The organism is Segniliparus rugosus ATCC BAA-974, assembly GCF_000185725.2.
GTDB lineage: Bacteria > Actinomycetota > Actinomycetes > Mycobacteriales > Mycobacteriaceae > Segniliparus > Segniliparus rugosus.
The window spans coordinates 1760800-1776286 of sequence record NZ_KI391953.1 but is presented as its reverse complement, the minus strand read 5'-3'; the positions used below and the strand labels follow the sequence as shown (position 1 = coordinate 1776286).

Here is a 15487-nt window from a genome sequence, read left to right as displayed (position 1 = left end):
AGCCGACCTCGAACTATGTCCGATCAGTATTCATCGTTGGTGCTTCACAACGTGCTCATTTTTCTTGGGTGCCTTTCATACCCGGCCCAATCAATTCGTCTGCTCCGCGAGCGCAGTGACCTCGTCCAGCACTGTCGAGCAATCGACGGGGCCGGGGTGGCGCAATGCTCTCGCGAAGGCGTTTTTGCGCCCAGCCGCCGACACGCATGTCGGCTTCGGGCACACCCACGCTCCTCGCCCGCCCAAACGTCTGCTCAGGTCCAAGACGAGGACCAGGGCGTTCTCCTGCTGCAGGGCTTCCTGCCGCAGAATGGTGGTCCTCAGCAAAGCCGAGGCGGGCATCCGCTGCCGACATCCGACGCACGTGCGGGTTGGCACATGCGGCGCTGGCGGACCGGGACGGTCGAAGAACCGAGAATTCATCTTACTCCTCTTCGGCCCGATTGGAAAGTTGATTTGCCAGCCGAAGCGGTTACGGAGCGCTGTGATCTGCGGCGGCCCTCCGGGCGACTTCCGGGTCCTGCTCGCTGCGGATGTCGATCCGCCACCCGGTGAGCCGCGCCGCGAGACGGGCGTTCTGCCCCTCTTTGCCGATCGCGAGGGAGAGCTGGGAGTCCGGCACGACCACTCGGACCGCTTTCGCGACAGGATCGAGCACGCGCGTGGCGAGCGCCCGCGCGGGCGAGAGCGCGTTGCCGACGAAGGTCGCCGGATCCTCGTCGAAGTCGATGAGGTCGATTTTCTCGCCCGCCAGCTCGCTCATCACGTTGCGCACCCGCTGCCCGTTCTGCCCGATGCAGGCGCCCTTGGCGTTCAGGCCCGGCACCGTGGACTTCACCGCGATCTTCGACCGGTGGCCCGCCTCTCTGGCCACCGCCACGATCTGCACCGACCCTTCGCCGATCTCCGGGACCTCGAGGGCGAACAGCTTGCGGACCAGATTCGGATGCGTCCGCGAAAGCGTGATCTGCGGCCCGCGCCTGCCCGCCTTGACGCTCACGACGTAGCATTTGACCCGGTCGCCGTGCACGAGCGACTCCCCAGGCACCTGCTCCGCAACCGGCAGAACGCCCTCGTAGCTCTTAAGTTCCGAGCCGAGCTTGACGATTTGCAGGCCGCGCTCGTTCGCCCGCGCGTCGCGCTGCACCACGCCCGCGACGATTTCGCCCTCTTTGACCGGGAGGTCCGCGAAGCCCTGGTCCCCTTCCGCGTCGCGCAGCCGCTGGAGGATGACCTGCCGCGCGGTCATTGTGGCGATCCGCCCGAAGTCGGCGGGAGTGTCGTCGTATTCGCCGAGGATGTTTCCGTCCTCGTCCCGCTCGGCAACGAGCACCTTGACCGCGCCGTGCTTGCGGTCGATGTCGACCCTGGCGTCGGCATGGTGTCCGTCGGTGTGCTTGTAGGCGGTGAGCAGAGCTGACGCTATGGCGTCAATGATCTTCTCGCTCGAAAGGCCCTTCTCTGCCTCGATCGCGCGCAGCGTTTGAACATCAATGTGCATCGGATGTCCCGCTCCTCATGTTGACTTGTTCGCTCAGACCGCTCGCGCGCAGAGCCTTGCTCGTTGTTGGGTAGTGTAGCGCCTTTTGTTGCCGGGCGCAGCTGATGGCGCGGCCCCGCCTGACGCGGCGCATGGCAGGATAGTGGACTGTGACTGCCGTTCGACCTCTCCCCCTGAGCCGACGCGCGGCGTTGCTCGTCGGAGCCTCGGCGCTCCTCGTCTCCGCCGCCGGATGCGCCGAGGACCAGCGGCCCGATCCGAAAGCAGAACAACTGCTCGCCTCGCTGCGCGATCAAGCGGGCCGGGCGCGGCGCGAGGCGGAGCAGGCGGGGCTGCTCGCGGACCGGGACGCCGACCAGGCCAGGGCGTTGCGCGAGGCGGGCGACGTCCGACGCGCGCACGCCGACGCGCTCGACGCGCAGCTGGCCAGGCTCGCCCCGCCGAAGACCACCGCGCCTTCCCCGACCGTCGTCTCCACCGCGAACCCGCCCCCTCCAGGCTCGCTCGACCAGTTCAAAGCCTCGCTCGCCGAATCCCGTCGGCTCGCGGGCGAACTCGCCCGCGACTCCTCTGGGTACCAGGCCGGATTGGCGGCCTCGATTGCCGCCGCGCTCGGGGCGCTCCTCGCCGTCACCCTCGCCGAGGCGGACCAATGACAGGAGCGCAGCGATGACCGGGTTGCCGCAACAAGACGCCGCCGCGCTCGCCGAAGCCGTCGCCGCAGAGCACGCCGCCGTGTTCGCCTATGGCGTGGTGCAGGCGTACGTGCGCCACCCGGCCACCACCCGGCTCGCCGAGGAGATCGTCACCGAACATCGCGCCCACCGGGACGGAGCCGCCGAGCTGCTCGCCCGCTCCGGCGCGAAAACACCGGCGGCGGCTCCCGCTTACACCGTGCCGATCACCGTGACGGACGGGCCGTCCGCCGCGCGCCTCGCGGAACACGTCGAGCAGGAGACCGCCCAGGCCTGGCGCGCGCTCGTCGAGCGCGCCACCCTTCCCGAAGTGCGCGGGCACGGCGTGCGCGCGCTCGGCGACTGCGCCGTGCGCGCCGCGCAATGGCGGGAGAACTTGGACCAGAACCCGCTCGCCGCGCCATTCCCCGGCGAGGGCTAGCTCGAGCCCAGAATGCCGAGCCCGCAAGCGCTGCCCACCCCGAAAATCGTCGGCAGCACGCAAGCAATGACGCAGCTGCCCACGTACAGCCCGAGCGAGATGTACAGGGTCCACTGCCCGATCTTCTTCGTGCTTTCCGAGGCTTGCCGCGCCCCGGCGACATCCCCTCGCCGCCAACGTTCTTCAACCTTGTTCGACTCCAGCAGCGCGAAGATGCCGACCGGCCAAAACAGCAGGAACGCCGCGACGACCCAGCCGATCTGCTTGTCCGGCATCGGAGCGACCTGGCCGTAAACCGGTTGCTGGTACGGCGGCTGCTGCCCGTAGACGGGTTGCTGGCCATAAACGGGCTGTCCGTACGGCGGCTGCTGTCCGTACGGCGACTGTTGGTAAGGATCCGGGTAGGTCATGCGCTCCTCGAAAAAAGAAAAATGCCGCCGCAGGGCGCCGGCCCCTCACAGACCGAACCCGGCGCGAGAGCCTGAGCTCCCGCGCCGGGTTCGATGATAGTCAGTCGCTTGCTGGGCGAGCGCAACTCGTGCGAGTCGCGCTCAGCTCACATATTCGAGCCGCTCGCGCCGAGGATCACAGAGCCGATCCCGCACAGACAGCCGAGCACCGTCAGCCCGATGCCGACGTACACGCCGATGCTGCCCCACTTCTTCGCGTCCGCCGAAGCTTGCTGCGCGCCGGCGAAGTCGCCCTGCCGCCACAGGTTGTCGACCTTGCCGGAGGCGATGAACGCGGGGATCGCGAACGGCCAGCAGAGGAAGATCGCGGCAATGGCCCAGCCGATATTGTTCGACGGCGGGCCGCCCGCCGCGCCGCCCGGGCCGTACGGGGCCCCGCCGGGAGGCGTTCCGTACGGGGCGACAGGCGGCGTCCCGTACGGAGAGCTGCCCGGAGCCGACGGCGGCCCGGCGTACGGGGAGCTGCCCGGCTGGTTCGGGTCCGAGCCAGGGAATGGTTGATTCGGTGGATACGTCATTGCGTCTCTCCGCCTTTCTTTTCGCCCGTACTGTCGCACGGTGTCTTGTTATGGTGCCCACAACCCCATATCGAACGATGATCTTCGAGAAGATTAACGTATCGCGTACGAGACGCCGCAAGGGGCTGTCTCACACGTGCAACATCGTGAACGGCGCAAAGGGGAGGTTGCGGATGACGAACCAGACCGGCACGGCGAACGCGAGCGCCATCCCAGCCCACATCTTGTCGTGCCAGACGGGGAGCTTCGCCCCACGCCACCGGTTCATGAACCACGCGAACCACGCGTAGGCCAATGCCACCACGATCAGCAGAGCGACAGCGTTGTAGTGCAATGCCTGCGGAACATCGCCGTGCATGAGGTACCACATCATCCGAGAGCCGCCGCATCCTGGACAGTCAAGGCCGAAAAGCTGCCGGAGCGGGCACGGCGGGATCGGCCCGCCCGGGGTCTCCGGATGGGCGAACCACATCCCCGCGCACGCGGCGAGGCCGAGCGCCCCGACGCCAATCGGCGCGGCCATGCCTCGGGTGAACAACCCGGTGCAGGCGGCCCCGGCCCTCGCCAACGTCGACCGGCGAGCGGAAGTCTCCGCATACGCGCACATATCGTTTCCTCTTCACTAGCTCGAAGCCGATAAGCCGCCGAACACTGCGTCCGGGCCTCCGGCAACGGCGAAGCCGAAAACAGTCACACCGCGAGCGCCTGGCCGCAGTCCTCCTGCTTCGTCTCCGCCCTGTCCACGATACCGGCGCACATCCCCCGCCAACCGGTCAGTGGATAGAGTTGATAACCGCAACGCCAGCGATAACACTAACCACCGCGCTGCCGACGCACAGGAGGAAGAACAGGCCGCCAAGGACCGTCCCCGTGATCGCAAAGCCCTTGCCTGGCATTTTCTTCCCGAGCGCGATCCCGCCGCAAATAACGGCGGCGAGGGCCAGCAGAGCCTGGACGGCCCAGAGCGCTAACCCGACAATGCTCGATCCGCCGACCATGGCCGCCGCCGCGCTTCCGTCGCCCGTGCTGGCCGTTCTGGCCGCGCTCGCCCCGAGCACCCACTGGAACAGCACACTTCCGCAGCACAACACCCAGACGGCGATGCCGCAGATCATCGAGGCCATCGCGAGGCCAGGGCTTCCGGTCGGCGCGGGAGCCGGGAACCCAACCCCGCCGTACGTCGGCTGCGCGCCGTACGGGCTCAGCTGCGGTTGTCCCCCGTACGGACTCTGCGCCCCGTACGGGGACATGCCGCTGTGTGGATTCTGTCCTCCGTACGGCGATTGGCCGTACGGATTCTGCCCCGGCGGATACGTCATCGCCCATGCTCCTCGTCAGTCCCCCGGCGCGTCACCGGCTTCTTTCACTCTCTCACAGGCGACCCTGCGGTATCCCATCAGTCCTGAGAGGGGCTCAGTGCTGATCGGGCAGCTCGTCGAACCCTCCGGAGAGGCCGAAGGCGATCAGCGCCCCGTAGCCCAGGATGACAAGCACGCTGAGGACGGTCGCCACGACGCCCAGCCAGAACCCGACTTGGGCCAACGTCCGATTCTCCGGCAGATTCTTGTTCAGATACATCCTGCCGCAGATGATCGCGGGAATCCCTGTGAAGCAATAGCAGCTGACGAACGACAAAATCCCCAAGACCAGCGCGGCGACCGCAAGGCCGCTCGACTCTGTCTGCGCGGGCTGGTAGTACGGAGGGTACGGCCCCGGCGGCGGGCCCCCTGCCGGGGGGAACCCCGGCGCTGGCTGACCAGCGCCGGGGAACGAGTGCTGTCCCTCGGGCGTGCTGTCCGGATATGTCATGGCGCCGTCGTGCTCACGCTTCCGCTGAAGTCGAGCACTCCGCTCAGGCTCAAGATCGCGAAGAAGAGGCCCCACGCTACCGCGACGCCGATGGCGATCCAGCCGAATTTCTTCTGCTTCGCGTTGTCTTTGGCGGTCACGACCGCGACGATGCCGAGGATCAGGCCGATCCCGCAGATGTTGAACAACCCCGCGAAAATCACCGCGAGAAGGCCGAGCGTGTTCTTCTGCTCCACCGGCGGCTGCCCCTGGAAACCAGGCTGTCCGGAGAAACCGGGCTGGCCCGCGTTTCCGTAAGGATTCGGTTCCGTCGGGTAGGTCATGTCGCAAACTCCTCTTCAGTCGTCCCCCGGCGCCTCACCGGCTGCGACCACTATTGCACAACCGCGACGGCGACACCATCCCACCCCTTCGAAGAAACGAGCTGCAGGGCCGTGGCGTCGAGCCTTGGGTGCGATCCCAGCAGCTCCAGCACCTCTCGGGTGCCCCGGACGTCCTCGTCGCCGTGCTCGGGGTCCAACGCGTTCGGGTCGATGATCGCCCCGCCGCGCACCACGTTGTCCACGACGATCACCGTCCCTTTCCGGGCGAGGTCGAGGGCCAGGCGCACGTAATTCGCGTTATTGCGCTTGTCGGCGTCGATGAAGATCAAGTCGAACGGCTCCACGCCCTCCGCCTTGAACGCGAGCAGCGAGTCGATGGCCGGGCCGACCACGACCTCCACGAGGCCTGAGACCCCGGCCAAGACGTGGTTCTCCCGCGCCACCTCGGCGTGGTGGGGGTCGATCTCCAACGTGACGACCTTGCCGCCGGGCGGCAGCGCCCTGGCGAACCAGGTGGAGCTGTACCCGCCGAGCGTGCCGACCTCCAGGACGCGGCGCGCTCCGGAGATCTTGGCCAGAAGGTGCAGGAACTTCCCCGCGGTCGGCGCGACGTCGATCGGCGGCAAGCCGCCTGCCTTGTTCCGGTCGAAGATCGAGCTGGTGTCCTCCTCCTCCGAGGAGAACAACGTCTGCGCCAACCAGTCGTCGACGGCGACCCATGCTGGATCTGGGTGAAAAGCGCGTGGCATGGGCCAAGCCTACTCGCCCGCGTCCGCCTTGCCCGCCCGCTGCCCGGAGCCGTTGGCGACGAACTCCTCGGCCCTTGCCAGCGCCGCCACGGCCGAGGGGACGACCACGTCCGCATCGACCGAGCCGGATTCCCCGGCGAAGCGCTCTTTCAGCTCCACTTTGCCCTCGCTGGCCCAGTCGCGTCCGACCACGACGATGACCGGGGCGCCGAGCAGCTCCGCGTCGGCGAACTTCACCCCTGGGGACGCTTTGCGGTCGTCCAGAAGGACGCGCAGCCCGTGCGCTTCCAGCTCGGCCGCGTACTGCTCGGCGGCCTCCGCCTCGGCAGAGCCCTTCCCGGTGGAGAGCACATGGACTTGGAACGGCGCGACCTGGGGTGGCCAGCGCAGCCCCTTCTCATCGTGCCACTGCTCGGCGATGACGCCGACGAGGCGGGAGACCCCGATCCCATAGGAGCCCATGATGAGCCTGGCGGGCTTGCCGTTCTCGCCGAGGACGTCGACCGAGAACGCGTCGGTGTACTTGGTGCCGAGCGCGAAAACGTGCCCGATCTCGATGCCCCGCGCCGCGACGAGCTTGCCCGCCCCGTCCGGCGACGGGTCGCCCTCGCGCACCTCGGCGGCCTCGATGGTCCCGTCTGCGGTGAAGTCCCGCCCGTGGACGAGGCCGACGACGTGCTTGCCCTTCTCGTCCGCGCCGGTGATCCAGCTCGTCCCGATCCCGACCCTTGGGTCGAGCAGATACCGCACCCCGTTGGCCCGGATCGCCCCCGGACCGATGTACCCGCGCACGAGGAACGGGTTCGCGGCGAAGTCCTCGTCGGTCAAAAGCTCCACTTCGGCGGGCTCCAACTGGGCTTCGAGGCGTTTGAAGTCGACCTCGCGGTCGCCTGGCACGCCGACCGCGAGCAGCTCCCACTCCCCCTGTTTCCCGCCCTTTTGCGGCTGGCGGACCTTGAGGAGGACGTTCTTGAGCGTGTCCGCAGCGGTGACCTCGCGGCCGAGCGCCCCGTTCGCCCAGTCCACGAGCGTCGCGATGGTCGGGGTGTCGCCGGTGTCGTACGTCTGCGCCTCGGGGGCTCCGGAGAAGTCGACCGGCTCCGCGACAGGGGTCGTCACGGCCTCGACGTTCGCGGCGTAGCCGGACTCGAGGCAGCGCACGTAGGTGTCCTCGCCGATGGCGCTCTCCGCGAGGAACTCCTCGCTGGCCGAGCCGCCCATCGCGCCCGAGGTCGCGGCGACGATCACGTAGGAGATTCCGAGCCGGTCGAAGATCCGCTGGTAGGCCTCGCGGTGCGCGTGGTAGGCCGCCTTGTTGCCCGCCTCGTCCACGTCGAAGGAGTACGAGTCCTTCATGACGAACTCCCGCCCGCGCAGGATGCCCGCGCGCGGGCGCTCCTCGTCCCGGTACTTCGTCTGGATCTGGTAGAGGATGACCGGCAGATCCTTGTACGAGGTGTACTCCCCCTTCACGAGGAGCGCGAACAGCTCCTCGTGGGTGGGGGCGAGCAAGTAGTCGCCTCCTTTGCGGTCCTTGAGCCGGAAGAGGTTGTCCCCGTACTCCGTCCACCGGTTCGAGGTCTCGTACGGCTGGCGCGGCGCGAGCGCAGGCAGCAGGATCTCTTGGCCCCCGATGCCGTCCATCTCCTCGCGGACCACGTTCTCGATTTGCCGCAGCGCCTTCAGGCCGAGCGGCAGCCAGGCGAACACGCCGGGCGAGACCCGCCGGAAGTAGCCGCCCCGCACGAGAAGCTTGTGGTTGGGGACCTCCGCGTCGGCGGGGTCTTCCCGCAATGTGCGCAGAAACAGTTCAGAAAGTCTGGTGACCATTCCGGGAATCTTACGGGGCGGCCTTGGTAAGCACGAATTCGTCTTCGGCGAGCTTCGCGAGCATCCGCTCATGCGCCCACGGGGACCAGGGCCACAACTCGGGCACGCCGTCCTTCCCCAGGTACCAGCTGTTGCAGCCGCTGACCCAGATCGTCCCCTTCACCGCTTCTTTGATCTCGGCGTTGTACGCCTCGGTGACGTCCTTCCTCGGCTGGGCCGAGTCGAACTGGCCCGTGCGCCAACGGTCGATCCACCGCATGATGTAGTTGGCCTGCGCCTCTGCGATCCCGACCAGGGAGAAGTTCCCGACCGGGCTGTGCGGGCCCATGATGAAGAAGAAATTCGGGAACCCCGGCACCGCCACCGTCCGATACGCCCTCGGTCCGGTATCGGCCCAGGCTTCGTCGAGGCTCTGCCCGCCCTCGCCGACGATCTCGGCGGGGCGCACGAAGGCGTGGAAGTCGAAGCCGGTGGCCATGACGATCACGTCGAGCTCGTGCAGTTGGCCGTCTTTGGTGAGGATCCCGCCTTCGACGATGCGGTCGATGCTGTCGGTCACCACGTGCACGTTCGGGCGCTGCACCGCCTGGTAGAAGGTCGGATGCACGATTGTCCGCTTGCACATCGGCTTGTCCGGCGGGGTGAGTTTCGCGCGCAGCGCTTTGTCCCGCACGGTGCGCAGGTGCAACTTGCAAAACGCGTCGACCAGCTTGTACCGCAGGCCTTCCGGATGCAGCGTCGCTTGGAACAGGCCGCCGAAGCCCACCCGGATCGCCCGGTAGAAGACCTCGTTGAGGACGGGGAAGGTCCGCAGCGCCCACCGAAGGGCCGGGCCGGTCGGCGGGTTCGGGAGCGGGGCGACCCACTGGGCGGTGCGCTGGAAGAGCGTCACATCGACATTCCGCTTCGACAGCGCCGAGACGATTTGGACCCCGGTGGACCCGGTGCCGACCACGCCGACCCGTTTGCCTTCCAACGGCACGGAATGATCCCACTGCGCCGAATGGAAGAGGGCGCCCCCGAAGGAGTCGAGCCCTGGGATCGGGGCGATCTTCGGATGGTGCAGCACGCCGGAGGCGGAGACCAGGAAGTCTGCGGAGTAGACGCCTTTGGCCGTGGTGACCTCCCACCTGCCGTCCGCGAAGACCGCGCCGGTGACCGCCTCGCCGAACCGGATGCGCGGGGTCACGCCGAACCGGTCCGCGGTCTCGTCCAAATACCGCTCGATCTCCGGCTGGGTCGGGAACAGGTGCGACCATTCAGGGTTCTTCGCGAAGGTGTATTGGTACCAGTGCGAGGGCACGTCGCACGTCAAGCCCGGATAGGTGTTCTCCCGCCAGGTCCCGCCGATGCTCTGGCCCTTCTCCAGGATGACGAAATCGTCAATCCCGGCCTCTTTGAGCTTGACTCCCATGGCGACTCCGGACATGCCCGCCCCGATGACCACCACCGAAGGCTTGCGCAGACCGCCACGCCCTCGCGCCGTTCCGTTGACCGCCAACGTCATTTCCGCTCCTCAAGAATCTGGTGTGCTCTCTCTCACTTGAGGATAGCGCATCGCTATAACAACGTTGTGCGCAGATCGCGTCGGAGTCTGGCCCCAGCGCCGTCCGTCAGACGGGTTCGGGCTCGGATCCCGCGCCAGAGTCTGCGGCTGCTTTCGCCTCTTGAGCTTCGGCGATCTGCGCCGAGGTGTACCCGATGAAGAGCCCGGACGCTCCGGCCACCAACGCCGCCCCGGCGAGGATCAACAGGCCGAAGGTGTAGCCGGACGAGAGCTGCGCGAGCTGTTCGGCGGTCATCCCGTCCGAGTTGCTCCGACCGACTTCCAGCTTCGTGGAGAAGAGCATCGCGCCCATGAGCGAGAGGCCGACCGGCCCGCCGAGCTCCTGGGCGACCAGCGCGATAGCCGCGACCGGACCAAGCTCCGAATCGGGGACTCCGACCAAGACGCAGAGCGGCAGCGGCACGAGCACGACGCCGATGCCGAAGCCGATCAGCAGGATCGGCGCGAGCAGATTGTGCAGGTACTGGGCCGAAGGCGTGAGCGTGGAGCCGTAGAGGAAACCTGCCAGCACGAACGCCAGGCCCACCCCTGCGGTCCAGCGCGGCGCGATCTTCTTGAGCAGCAGCACCGCGACCTGGCTGCCGATCCCGAGCGCGATGGCGAAGGGGATGAACGAGAGGCCGGTCTTCAGCGGCGAGTAATGCAGCACGTCCTGGAAGAAGAGCACCACGTAGATGGTCAGGCACATCAGGATCGCGCCCGACAGGATGATCGTCGTGAACGTCGCGATCTTGTCCTTGGTCGCGAACAGGCGCAGCGGCACCAGGGGGTTGGACGAGCGCAGCTCGATCGCGACGAACGCGGCGAGGAGCGCCACGCCGAGGATCAGCGGGCCGACCACGAACGGGCTCGTCCAGCCCCAGATCGGCCCCTGGGTGAAGCCGAAGACGAATGAGAGCACCGCGCCCACCGAGGAGAGCGCGCCCGGCACGTCGAGTTTCGTGCTGTGCGGCGGGATGTTGGGGATGGTCAGCGCCGTCAGGACGAGGATGCCGACCCCGATCGGGACGTTCACCGCGAAGATCAGCTGCCAGTCCAGGCCGGAGATCCCGATGTGCTCGCCGATGAACCGGCCAAGCTCGGTGAGCGCCCCGCCGAAGATGAGCCCGGCGATCGAGCCGATGCCGAGCATGCCGCCGTAGATGGCCACGGCCACGTTCCGGGCGCTGCCCGGGGTGTAAAGGCTCGCGACGATCGCGAGCCCGGTCGGGGCTGCGATGGCCGCCCCCGAGCCTTGGAACGCCCGGAACGCCAAAAGCGAGATCTCGTTCCAAGACAACGAGCAGAGCAACGAGCCGAGGGTGAACACGCCGACGCCGATCAGGAACGCCCGCTTGCGCCCGATCAGATCGCCGATCCGCCCGCCGAGCAGCATGAGGCCGCCGAAGGCGAGCACGTAGGACGTGATCACCCAGGAGCGGCCCGGCCCGGAGAGGTGCAGCGCGTCGCTGATCCGGTACAGGGCGATGTTCGCGACGGTGCCGTCGAGCGTCGCCATGAACTGCATCCCGCCGAGCGCCAGGATCGCGAGGCCGAACGCGCTGGAACGCTGCGCGTGGTCGTGGCGTCCGTGCAGGAACTCGTTCCACCGGTCTTTCACGAAGGCGACCCCGAGCTGCACGAGGCTCTGCGAGGGCTTTGCCCCGGCGCTTTCGAGCCGCGCGGGCGCGGGCGCTTGTTCCTGTGGTTCGAGCAGGCTGGAAAGCTCGTCAGCAGGCTTCGGCGCCTGCTCGGCTTCTTCTGTGATGCGGGCCATGGGCATCGAGACTACCCGTTCGAAGCCCCTGCTTCGTCCAAGAGCGCCACCACAGGGCCGATCACCACGACCGCAGGCGGCCCGACCCGCTCTTTTGCCACAAGGTCGGCCACCTGGTCGAGACGGGCCTTCAGCACCCGCTGGCCCTGCCTGCTCGCGTCCTCGATCACCGCCGTCGCGGTCGCGGGGCCGCGCCCGCCCGCGATCAGCGCCGCGCTGATCGCGGGCAAGTTGGTGACCGCCATCATCAGGACGAGCGTGCCGCCCAGCCTGGCGAGCCCCTGCCAGTCGACCAGCGACGCGGGGGCTTCGGGCGCGAGATGGCCGCTCACGATCACCACCTCGTGCGTCACCCCGCGATGGGTGACCGGGATTTGCGCGAGCGCCGGGGCCGCGATGGCGCTCGACACGCCCGGCACCACCGTCACCGGGACGCCTGCCTCGACGCAGGCCAGATACTCCTCGAAGCCCCTGCCGAACACATACGGGTCGCCGCCTTTCAGGCGCACCACGAACTTTCCGGCCCGAGCGTGCTCGATCAACGTGCGGTTGATGTCCTCTTGGTCCATCGCGCGTCCGCCCGGCACCTTCGCCGCGTCCACCACAACGGCCTTCGGCCCCAGCTCCGCGAGCAGCTCCGGCGGGGCGAGCCGGTCCGCGACGACCACGTCCGCCCTGGCCAAAAGCCGCTTGCCCCGGACCGTGATGAGCTCGGGGTCCCCCGGTCCTGCTCCGACCAGCGCCACACCCGGAGTCTCGGACTCGGGCAGCGCCTCGGCTTCCACGTCGAGACTGCCGTCCTCGATGGCGGCGGTGATCGCGGTGCGCGCGGCTGCGGACCGCCGATGGTCACCGCCCGCGAGGACGCCGACGGTGAGCGAGCCGGAACGTCCGATCGCCGGGGTGACCGCAGACCCGCTGCGCGCTTGGTCCGCCCGGACGCAGAAGACCCTCAGCCGGTCCGCCTCCGCCACGACGCGCGCGTTCACCTCGGGGTCGTCGGTGCAGGCCAGCGCGTACCAGAATCCGTCGAGGTCGCCCTCGCGATACTCCCTCGCCACGACTGTGACCCCTTTGGTCGCCTCGATGGCGGTGGTCACCTCGGGCGCGACGACGGTCACCCGAGCCCCGGCCCGCACAAGGCCCGCGACCCGGCGGCGGGCCACCGCGCCGCCGCCGACGACCACGACCGGCTTATCCGCGAGGTTCAGGCCCGCGAGATACGGTTCGGCCGCGTTCTGGCTCAAGAGGCCGAAGTCAGTTCGAGCGTCTTAGCGGACTCGGCGAACAAACGCTCGTGCAACTGCGGGTTCTCGGCGAGCTTCGTGCCGTACGAGGGAACGAGCTCCTTGATCTTCCCCGTCCAGCGCTCGTGGTCCTTCGGGAAGCACCGTTCGAGCGTGGAGAGCATCGCCGACACGCAGGTGGACGCGCCGGGAGAGGCTCCGAGCAGTCCGGCGACCGTGCCGTCCGGGGTCGTCTCGACCGCCGTGCCGAGTTCGAGGGTGCCTTTCGCGCCCTTGCCTCGGATGATCTGCACCCGCTGCCCCGCGAAGTACAGCTCCCAGTCTTCGGGGTTCACTGAGGGGACGAAGTCCGCCAACGCCGCGATCCGGTCGGACGGCGACTGGAGCAACTGTCCGACCAAGTATTTGACCAGGTTGAACTCGGTGGCGGCCACCGAGAGATACGGCAGGATATTGCCGGGGCGCAACGAGGCGAAGAGGTCGGTGAGCCTGCCCTCTTTCAGGTACTTCGGGGACCAGCCCGCGTACGGGCCGAAGAGGATGCCCTTCTTGCCGTCGATCACCCTGGTGTCCAAGTGCGGGACGGACATCGGCGGGGCGGACCCGGTGGCCTTGGCGTACACCTTGGCCTGGTGCTGCGCGACGACGTCCGGGTTCGTGCAGCGCAAGAACGCGCCGGAGATCGGGAACCCGCCCATGCCCTTGACAGCGGGAACGCCCGCCGACTGCAGCAGCGGCAAGGCGTACCCGCCCGCGCCGACGAAGACGAACTTCGCCCGAGCCGTGGTCTTCTCCCCCGTCCGCAGGTTCTTCACCGAGAGCTTCCAGCGCTCCCCGTCCCGTTTGAGGCTCGTCACCTCGTGCTCGAACAAGAGCGGACCCGCGCTTGCGACGTGCGCGAGGAGCTGGCGGGACAGCTCGCCGAAGTTCACATCGGTGCCGTCCTCCTCCCAAGTGATCGCGAACGGGTCGGAGAAGTCGCGGCCCTTGGCCATCAGCGGCAGGCGCTTGGCGAACTCCTCCGGGCTCGTCGAGAAGCCCATGTTCGAGAACAGCGGGTGCTTCGAGAGCGCCTCGTAGCGCGCCTTGAGGTAGTCGGCGTCCTCCCGGCCGGTCACCCAGCTCATATGCGGGACCGGGTTGATGAACCGCTTCGGCTCGACCAAGTGCCCCGCTTGGACGAGGCTCGACCAGAACTGCCGCGTGACCTGGAACTGCTCGTTGATCGCCACGGCTTTGGTGATGTCCACGCCGCCGCCCGGCTTGGCCGGGGTGTAGTTGAGCTCGCAGAGCGCCGAATGCCCGGTGCCCGCGTTATTCCACGGGGAGCTCGACTCCTCCGCCGCGCCGGGGCGGCGCTCGAACACGGCGATGGACCAATCGGGCTGCACCTGGCGCAGGAGGGAGCCGAGCGTGGCGCTCACGACTCCCGCGCCGATCAGAGCCACATCTGTCTCCAGCACGGTGGAACCGGCTTTCTTGGTCGATGCCGCAGGGTTGGTTCGATCAGACATGTTCAGAATATTACGGCTGACCTGCTCCCGCTTGTCACTCAGGATGTCTATGATGCCCGCGTGAGCATTGCCGCAGACGCACCGCCCCTTTGGTCATCTGACGAGTTAGGGGACGATTTTCGCCAGTTGACCATACCGCTCGGAGCCGATCCTGACGGCGAAGGGGAGATTTTCGCCACCCTCGTCAAACATGTTCCTGCCGGTCTCTCCGGGGCGCCGCGCGGCGCAGTGCTGCATCTGCACGGCTACAACGATTACTTCTTCCAGCGCGGGCTCGCCGAGCATTGCTCCGCCCGAGGCTACCGGTTCTACGCCTTGGACTTGCGCAAATGCGGACGCTCCCGACGACGCGGGCTCACCCCGCATTACAGCTCGGACTTCGCGCAGTACGACGCGGACCTGCGCGCGGCGCTCGAAGTGGTCCGGGACGAGATCGGCGAGCTGCCGATCGTCCTGCACGGGCATTCCACCGGCGGGCTCATCGCGCCGCTCGCCCTCGCGCGTCTGCGGCGCGGCTCCGGCTCGACAGCCTCGCGGCTGGTCCGAGGGCTTGTGCTCAACAGCCCGTTCGTCGAGCTTCCCGCCCCCACGCCGCTGCGGCTCGTCGCGATCGGCCTCGCGACGACGCTCGGGCCGATCGCGCCCGCGCTGACGCTCCCTCAAAACAGCCTCGGCGCGTACGGCGAGAGCCTGCACAAGGACTACAGGGGCGAGTGGGACTACAACCTAGAGCGCAAACCGCTGCTCGGACCGCCATTGCGGCTCGGCTGGCTGCGCGCGGTCACCCGCGCGCAACGCGAGCTGCACAAAGGCGTGGACGTCGGGGTCCCTGCGCTTGTGCTGCACTCCGACCGGTCGTACCTCTCCGGTTCGGAGCCTGAGCGGATGGACACGTCCGACGCCGTACTGGACGTGGCGCATATCAAGCGGTGGGCGGGCTTCATCACGCCGCAGACCGATGTGGTGCAGATCCCCGAGGCGCGTCACGATGTCTTCCTCTCTCGTTTGAATGCTCGGACCCGCGCGTACGCCGCGTTGGACGAGTGGCTGGACAGGCACGAACGAACTTTCGCCTCGGCCTAGCTTT

General features: G+C 67.9%; 17 protein-coding genes. 3 read left to right on the top strand and 14 right to left on the bottom strand.

The genetic code is table 11. The features are described 5' to 3' along the window. Positions 1-90 precede the first annotated feature (90 nt). Positions 91-423, bottom strand: a complete 333-nt coding sequence (locus tag HMPREF9336_RS17495; RefSeq protein WP_021030375.1) for a YlxR family protein — start codon at positions 421-423, stop codon at positions 91-93. Positions 424-472: 49 nt separating this feature from the next. Next, positions 473-1501, bottom strand: coding sequence for a transcription termination factor NusA (nusA, locus tag HMPREF9336_RS08745; protein ID WP_007470994.1), 1029 nt, complete (start codon positions 1499-1501; stop codon positions 473-475). 149 nt (positions 1502-1650) lie between these two features. Here nusA and HMPREF9336_RS08740 point away from each other — a divergent pair, with 149 nt between their 5' ends. Both HMPREF9336_RS08740 and HMPREF9336_RS08735 read left to right on the top strand, forming a co-directional pair. Then, positions 1651-2157: a hypothetical protein gene (locus tag HMPREF9336_RS08740; RefSeq protein WP_021030374.1), complete on the top strand. Its 507-nt coding sequence runs from the start codon at positions 1651-1653 to the stop codon at positions 2155-2157. A gap of 13 nt (positions 2158-2170) precedes the next feature. After that, complete coding sequence (locus HMPREF9336_RS08735) at positions 2171-2617, top strand: ferritin-like domain-containing protein (protein ID WP_007470991.1); 447 nt, start codon at positions 2171-2173, stop codon at positions 2615-2617. Here HMPREF9336_RS08735 and HMPREF9336_RS08730 read toward each other — a convergent pair. The 12 genes from HMPREF9336_RS08730 to mqo form a co-directional block, all read right to left on the bottom strand. Continuing rightward, entirely contained in the window at positions 2614-3027 is a 414-nt protein-coding gene (locus tag HMPREF9336_RS08730) for a CD225/dispanin family protein (protein ID WP_007470988.1), read from the bottom strand. The two genes, HMPREF9336_RS08735 and HMPREF9336_RS08730, sit on opposite strands and share 4 nt — an antisense overlap. A 146-nt stretch (positions 3028-3173) precedes the next feature. Continuing rightward, positions 3174-3605, bottom strand: a complete 432-nt coding sequence (locus tag HMPREF9336_RS08725; protein ID WP_007470986.1) for a CD225/dispanin family protein — start codon at positions 3603-3605, stop codon at positions 3174-3176. A 130-nt stretch (positions 3606-3735) separates the two neighbouring features. Beyond that, positions 3736-4212 carry a DUF2752 domain-containing protein gene (locus HMPREF9336_RS08720; protein ID WP_021030373.1) on the bottom strand — a complete coding sequence of 159 codons (477 nt, stop codon included), beginning with the start codon at positions 4210-4212 and terminating at the stop codon, positions 3736-3738. A 166-nt stretch (positions 4213-4378) separates the two neighbouring features. After that, positions 4379-4924 carry a hypothetical protein gene (locus HMPREF9336_RS17490; RefSeq protein WP_007470982.1) on the bottom strand — a complete coding sequence of 182 codons (546 nt, stop codon included), beginning with the start codon at positions 4922-4924 and terminating at the stop codon, positions 4379-4381. Between the two features lie 94 nt (positions 4925-5018). Then, positions 5019-5414, bottom strand: coding sequence for a DUF4190 domain-containing protein (locus HMPREF9336_RS17485; protein ID WP_007470980.1), 396 nt, complete (start codon positions 5412-5414; stop codon positions 5019-5021). Continuing rightward, positions 5411-5737 carry a hypothetical protein gene (locus HMPREF9336_RS08705; protein WP_007470978.1) on the bottom strand — a complete coding sequence of 109 codons (327 nt, stop codon included), beginning with the start codon at positions 5735-5737 and terminating at the stop codon, positions 5411-5413. The genes HMPREF9336_RS17485 and HMPREF9336_RS08705 overlap by 4 nt, the downstream gene beginning before the upstream one ends. Positions 5738-5787: 50 nt before the next feature. Next, positions 5788-6486: an O-methyltransferase gene (locus tag HMPREF9336_RS08700; protein WP_007470977.1), complete on the bottom strand. Its 699-nt coding sequence runs from the start codon at positions 6484-6486 to the stop codon at positions 5788-5790. A 9-nt stretch (positions 6487-6495) separates the two neighbouring features. After that, positions 6496-8316 carry a proline--tRNA ligase gene (locus HMPREF9336_RS08695; RefSeq protein ID WP_007470975.1) on the bottom strand — a complete coding sequence of 607 codons (1821 nt, stop codon included), beginning with the start codon at positions 8314-8316 and terminating at the stop codon, positions 6496-6498. 10 nt (positions 8317-8326) lie between these two features. After that, positions 8327-9823, bottom strand: coding sequence for a flavin-containing monooxygenase (locus tag HMPREF9336_RS08690; RefSeq protein WP_007470972.1), 1497 nt, complete (start codon positions 9821-9823; stop codon positions 8327-8329). A 106-nt stretch (positions 9824-9929) separates the two neighbouring features. Then, positions 9930-11645, bottom strand: coding sequence for an MFS transporter (locus HMPREF9336_RS08685; RefSeq protein ID WP_007470970.1), 1716 nt, complete (start codon positions 11643-11645; stop codon positions 9930-9932). Between the two features lie 5 nt (positions 11646-11650). Then, positions 11651-12886, bottom strand: a complete 1236-nt coding sequence (cobA, locus tag HMPREF9336_RS08680) for a uroporphyrinogen-III C-methyltransferase (RefSeq protein ID WP_007470968.1) — start codon at positions 12884-12886, stop codon at positions 11651-11653. Next, positions 12883-14400 carry a malate dehydrogenase (quinone) gene (gene mqo / locus HMPREF9336_RS08675; RefSeq protein WP_007470966.1) on the bottom strand — a complete coding sequence of 506 codons (1518 nt, stop codon included), beginning with the start codon at positions 14398-14400 and terminating at the stop codon, positions 12883-12885. The genes cobA and mqo overlap by 4 nt, the downstream gene beginning before the upstream one ends. 126 nt (positions 14401-14526) lie before the next feature. Here mqo and HMPREF9336_RS08670 point away from each other — a divergent pair, with 126 nt between their 5' ends. Next, positions 14527-15483 carry an alpha/beta hydrolase gene (locus HMPREF9336_RS08670; RefSeq protein ID WP_007470964.1) on the top strand — a complete coding sequence of 319 codons (957 nt, stop codon included), beginning with the start codon at positions 14527-14529 and terminating at the stop codon, positions 15481-15483. The last annotated feature ends 4 nt before the right edge of the window (positions 15484-15487 follow it).

What these genes read in the sequence shown, in the direction of transcription:
- HMPREF9336_RS08735 (WP_007470991.1), top strand. Translation starts at nt 2,171, where the DNA reads ATGACCGGGTTGCCGCAACAAGACGCCGCCGCGCTCGCCGAAGCCGTC.
- HMPREF9336_RS08685 (WP_007470970.1), bottom strand. Translation starts at nt 11,645, where the DNA reads ATGCCCATGGCCCGCATCACAGAAGAAGCCGAGCAGGCGCCGAAGCCT.
- HMPREF9336_RS17490 (WP_007470982.1), bottom strand. Translation starts at nt 4,924, where the DNA reads ATGACGTATCCGCCGGGGCAGAATCCGTACGGCCAATCGCCGTACGGA.
- HMPREF9336_RS08695 (WP_007470975.1), bottom strand. Translation starts at nt 8,316, where the DNA reads ATGGTCACCAGACTTTCTGAACTGTTTCTGCGCACATTGCGGGAAGAC.
- HMPREF9336_RS08720 (WP_021030373.1), bottom strand. Translation starts at nt 4,212, where the DNA reads ATGTGCGCGTATGCGGAGACTTCCGCTCGCCGGTCGACGTTGGCGAGG.
- HMPREF9336_RS08690 (WP_007470972.1), bottom strand. Translation starts at nt 9,823, where the DNA reads ATGACGTTGGCGGTCAACGGAACGGCGCGAGGGCGTGGCGGTCTGCGC.
- HMPREF9336_RS08730 (WP_007470988.1), bottom strand. Translation starts at nt 3,027, where the DNA reads ATGACCTACCCGGATCCTTACCAACAGTCGCCGTACGGACAGCAGCCG.
- HMPREF9336_RS08725 (WP_007470986.1), bottom strand. Translation starts at nt 3,605, where the DNA reads ATGACGTATCCACCGAATCAACCATTCCCTGGCTCGGACCCGAACCAG.
- HMPREF9336_RS17495 (WP_021030375.1), bottom strand. Translation starts at nt 423, where the DNA reads ATGAATTCTCGGTTCTTCGACCGTCCCGGTCCGCCAGCGCCGCATGTG.
- HMPREF9336_RS08705 (WP_007470978.1), bottom strand. Translation starts at nt 5,737, where the DNA reads ATGACCTACCCGACGGAACCGAATCCTTACGGAAACGCGGGCCAGCCC.
- HMPREF9336_RS17485 (WP_007470980.1), bottom strand. Translation starts at nt 5,414, where the DNA reads ATGACATATCCGGACAGCACGCCCGAGGGACAGCACTCGTTCCCCGGC.
- mqo (WP_007470966.1), bottom strand. Translation starts at nt 14,400, where the DNA reads ATGTCTGATCGAACCAACCCTGCGGCATCGACCAAGAAAGCCGGTTCC.
- nusA (WP_007470994.1), bottom strand. Translation starts at nt 1,501, where the DNA reads ATGCACATTGATGTTCAAACGCTGCGCGCGATCGAGGCAGAGAAGGGC.
- HMPREF9336_RS08700 (WP_007470977.1), bottom strand. Translation starts at nt 6,486, where the DNA reads ATGCCACGCGCTTTTCACCCAGATCCAGCATGGGTCGCCGTCGACGAC.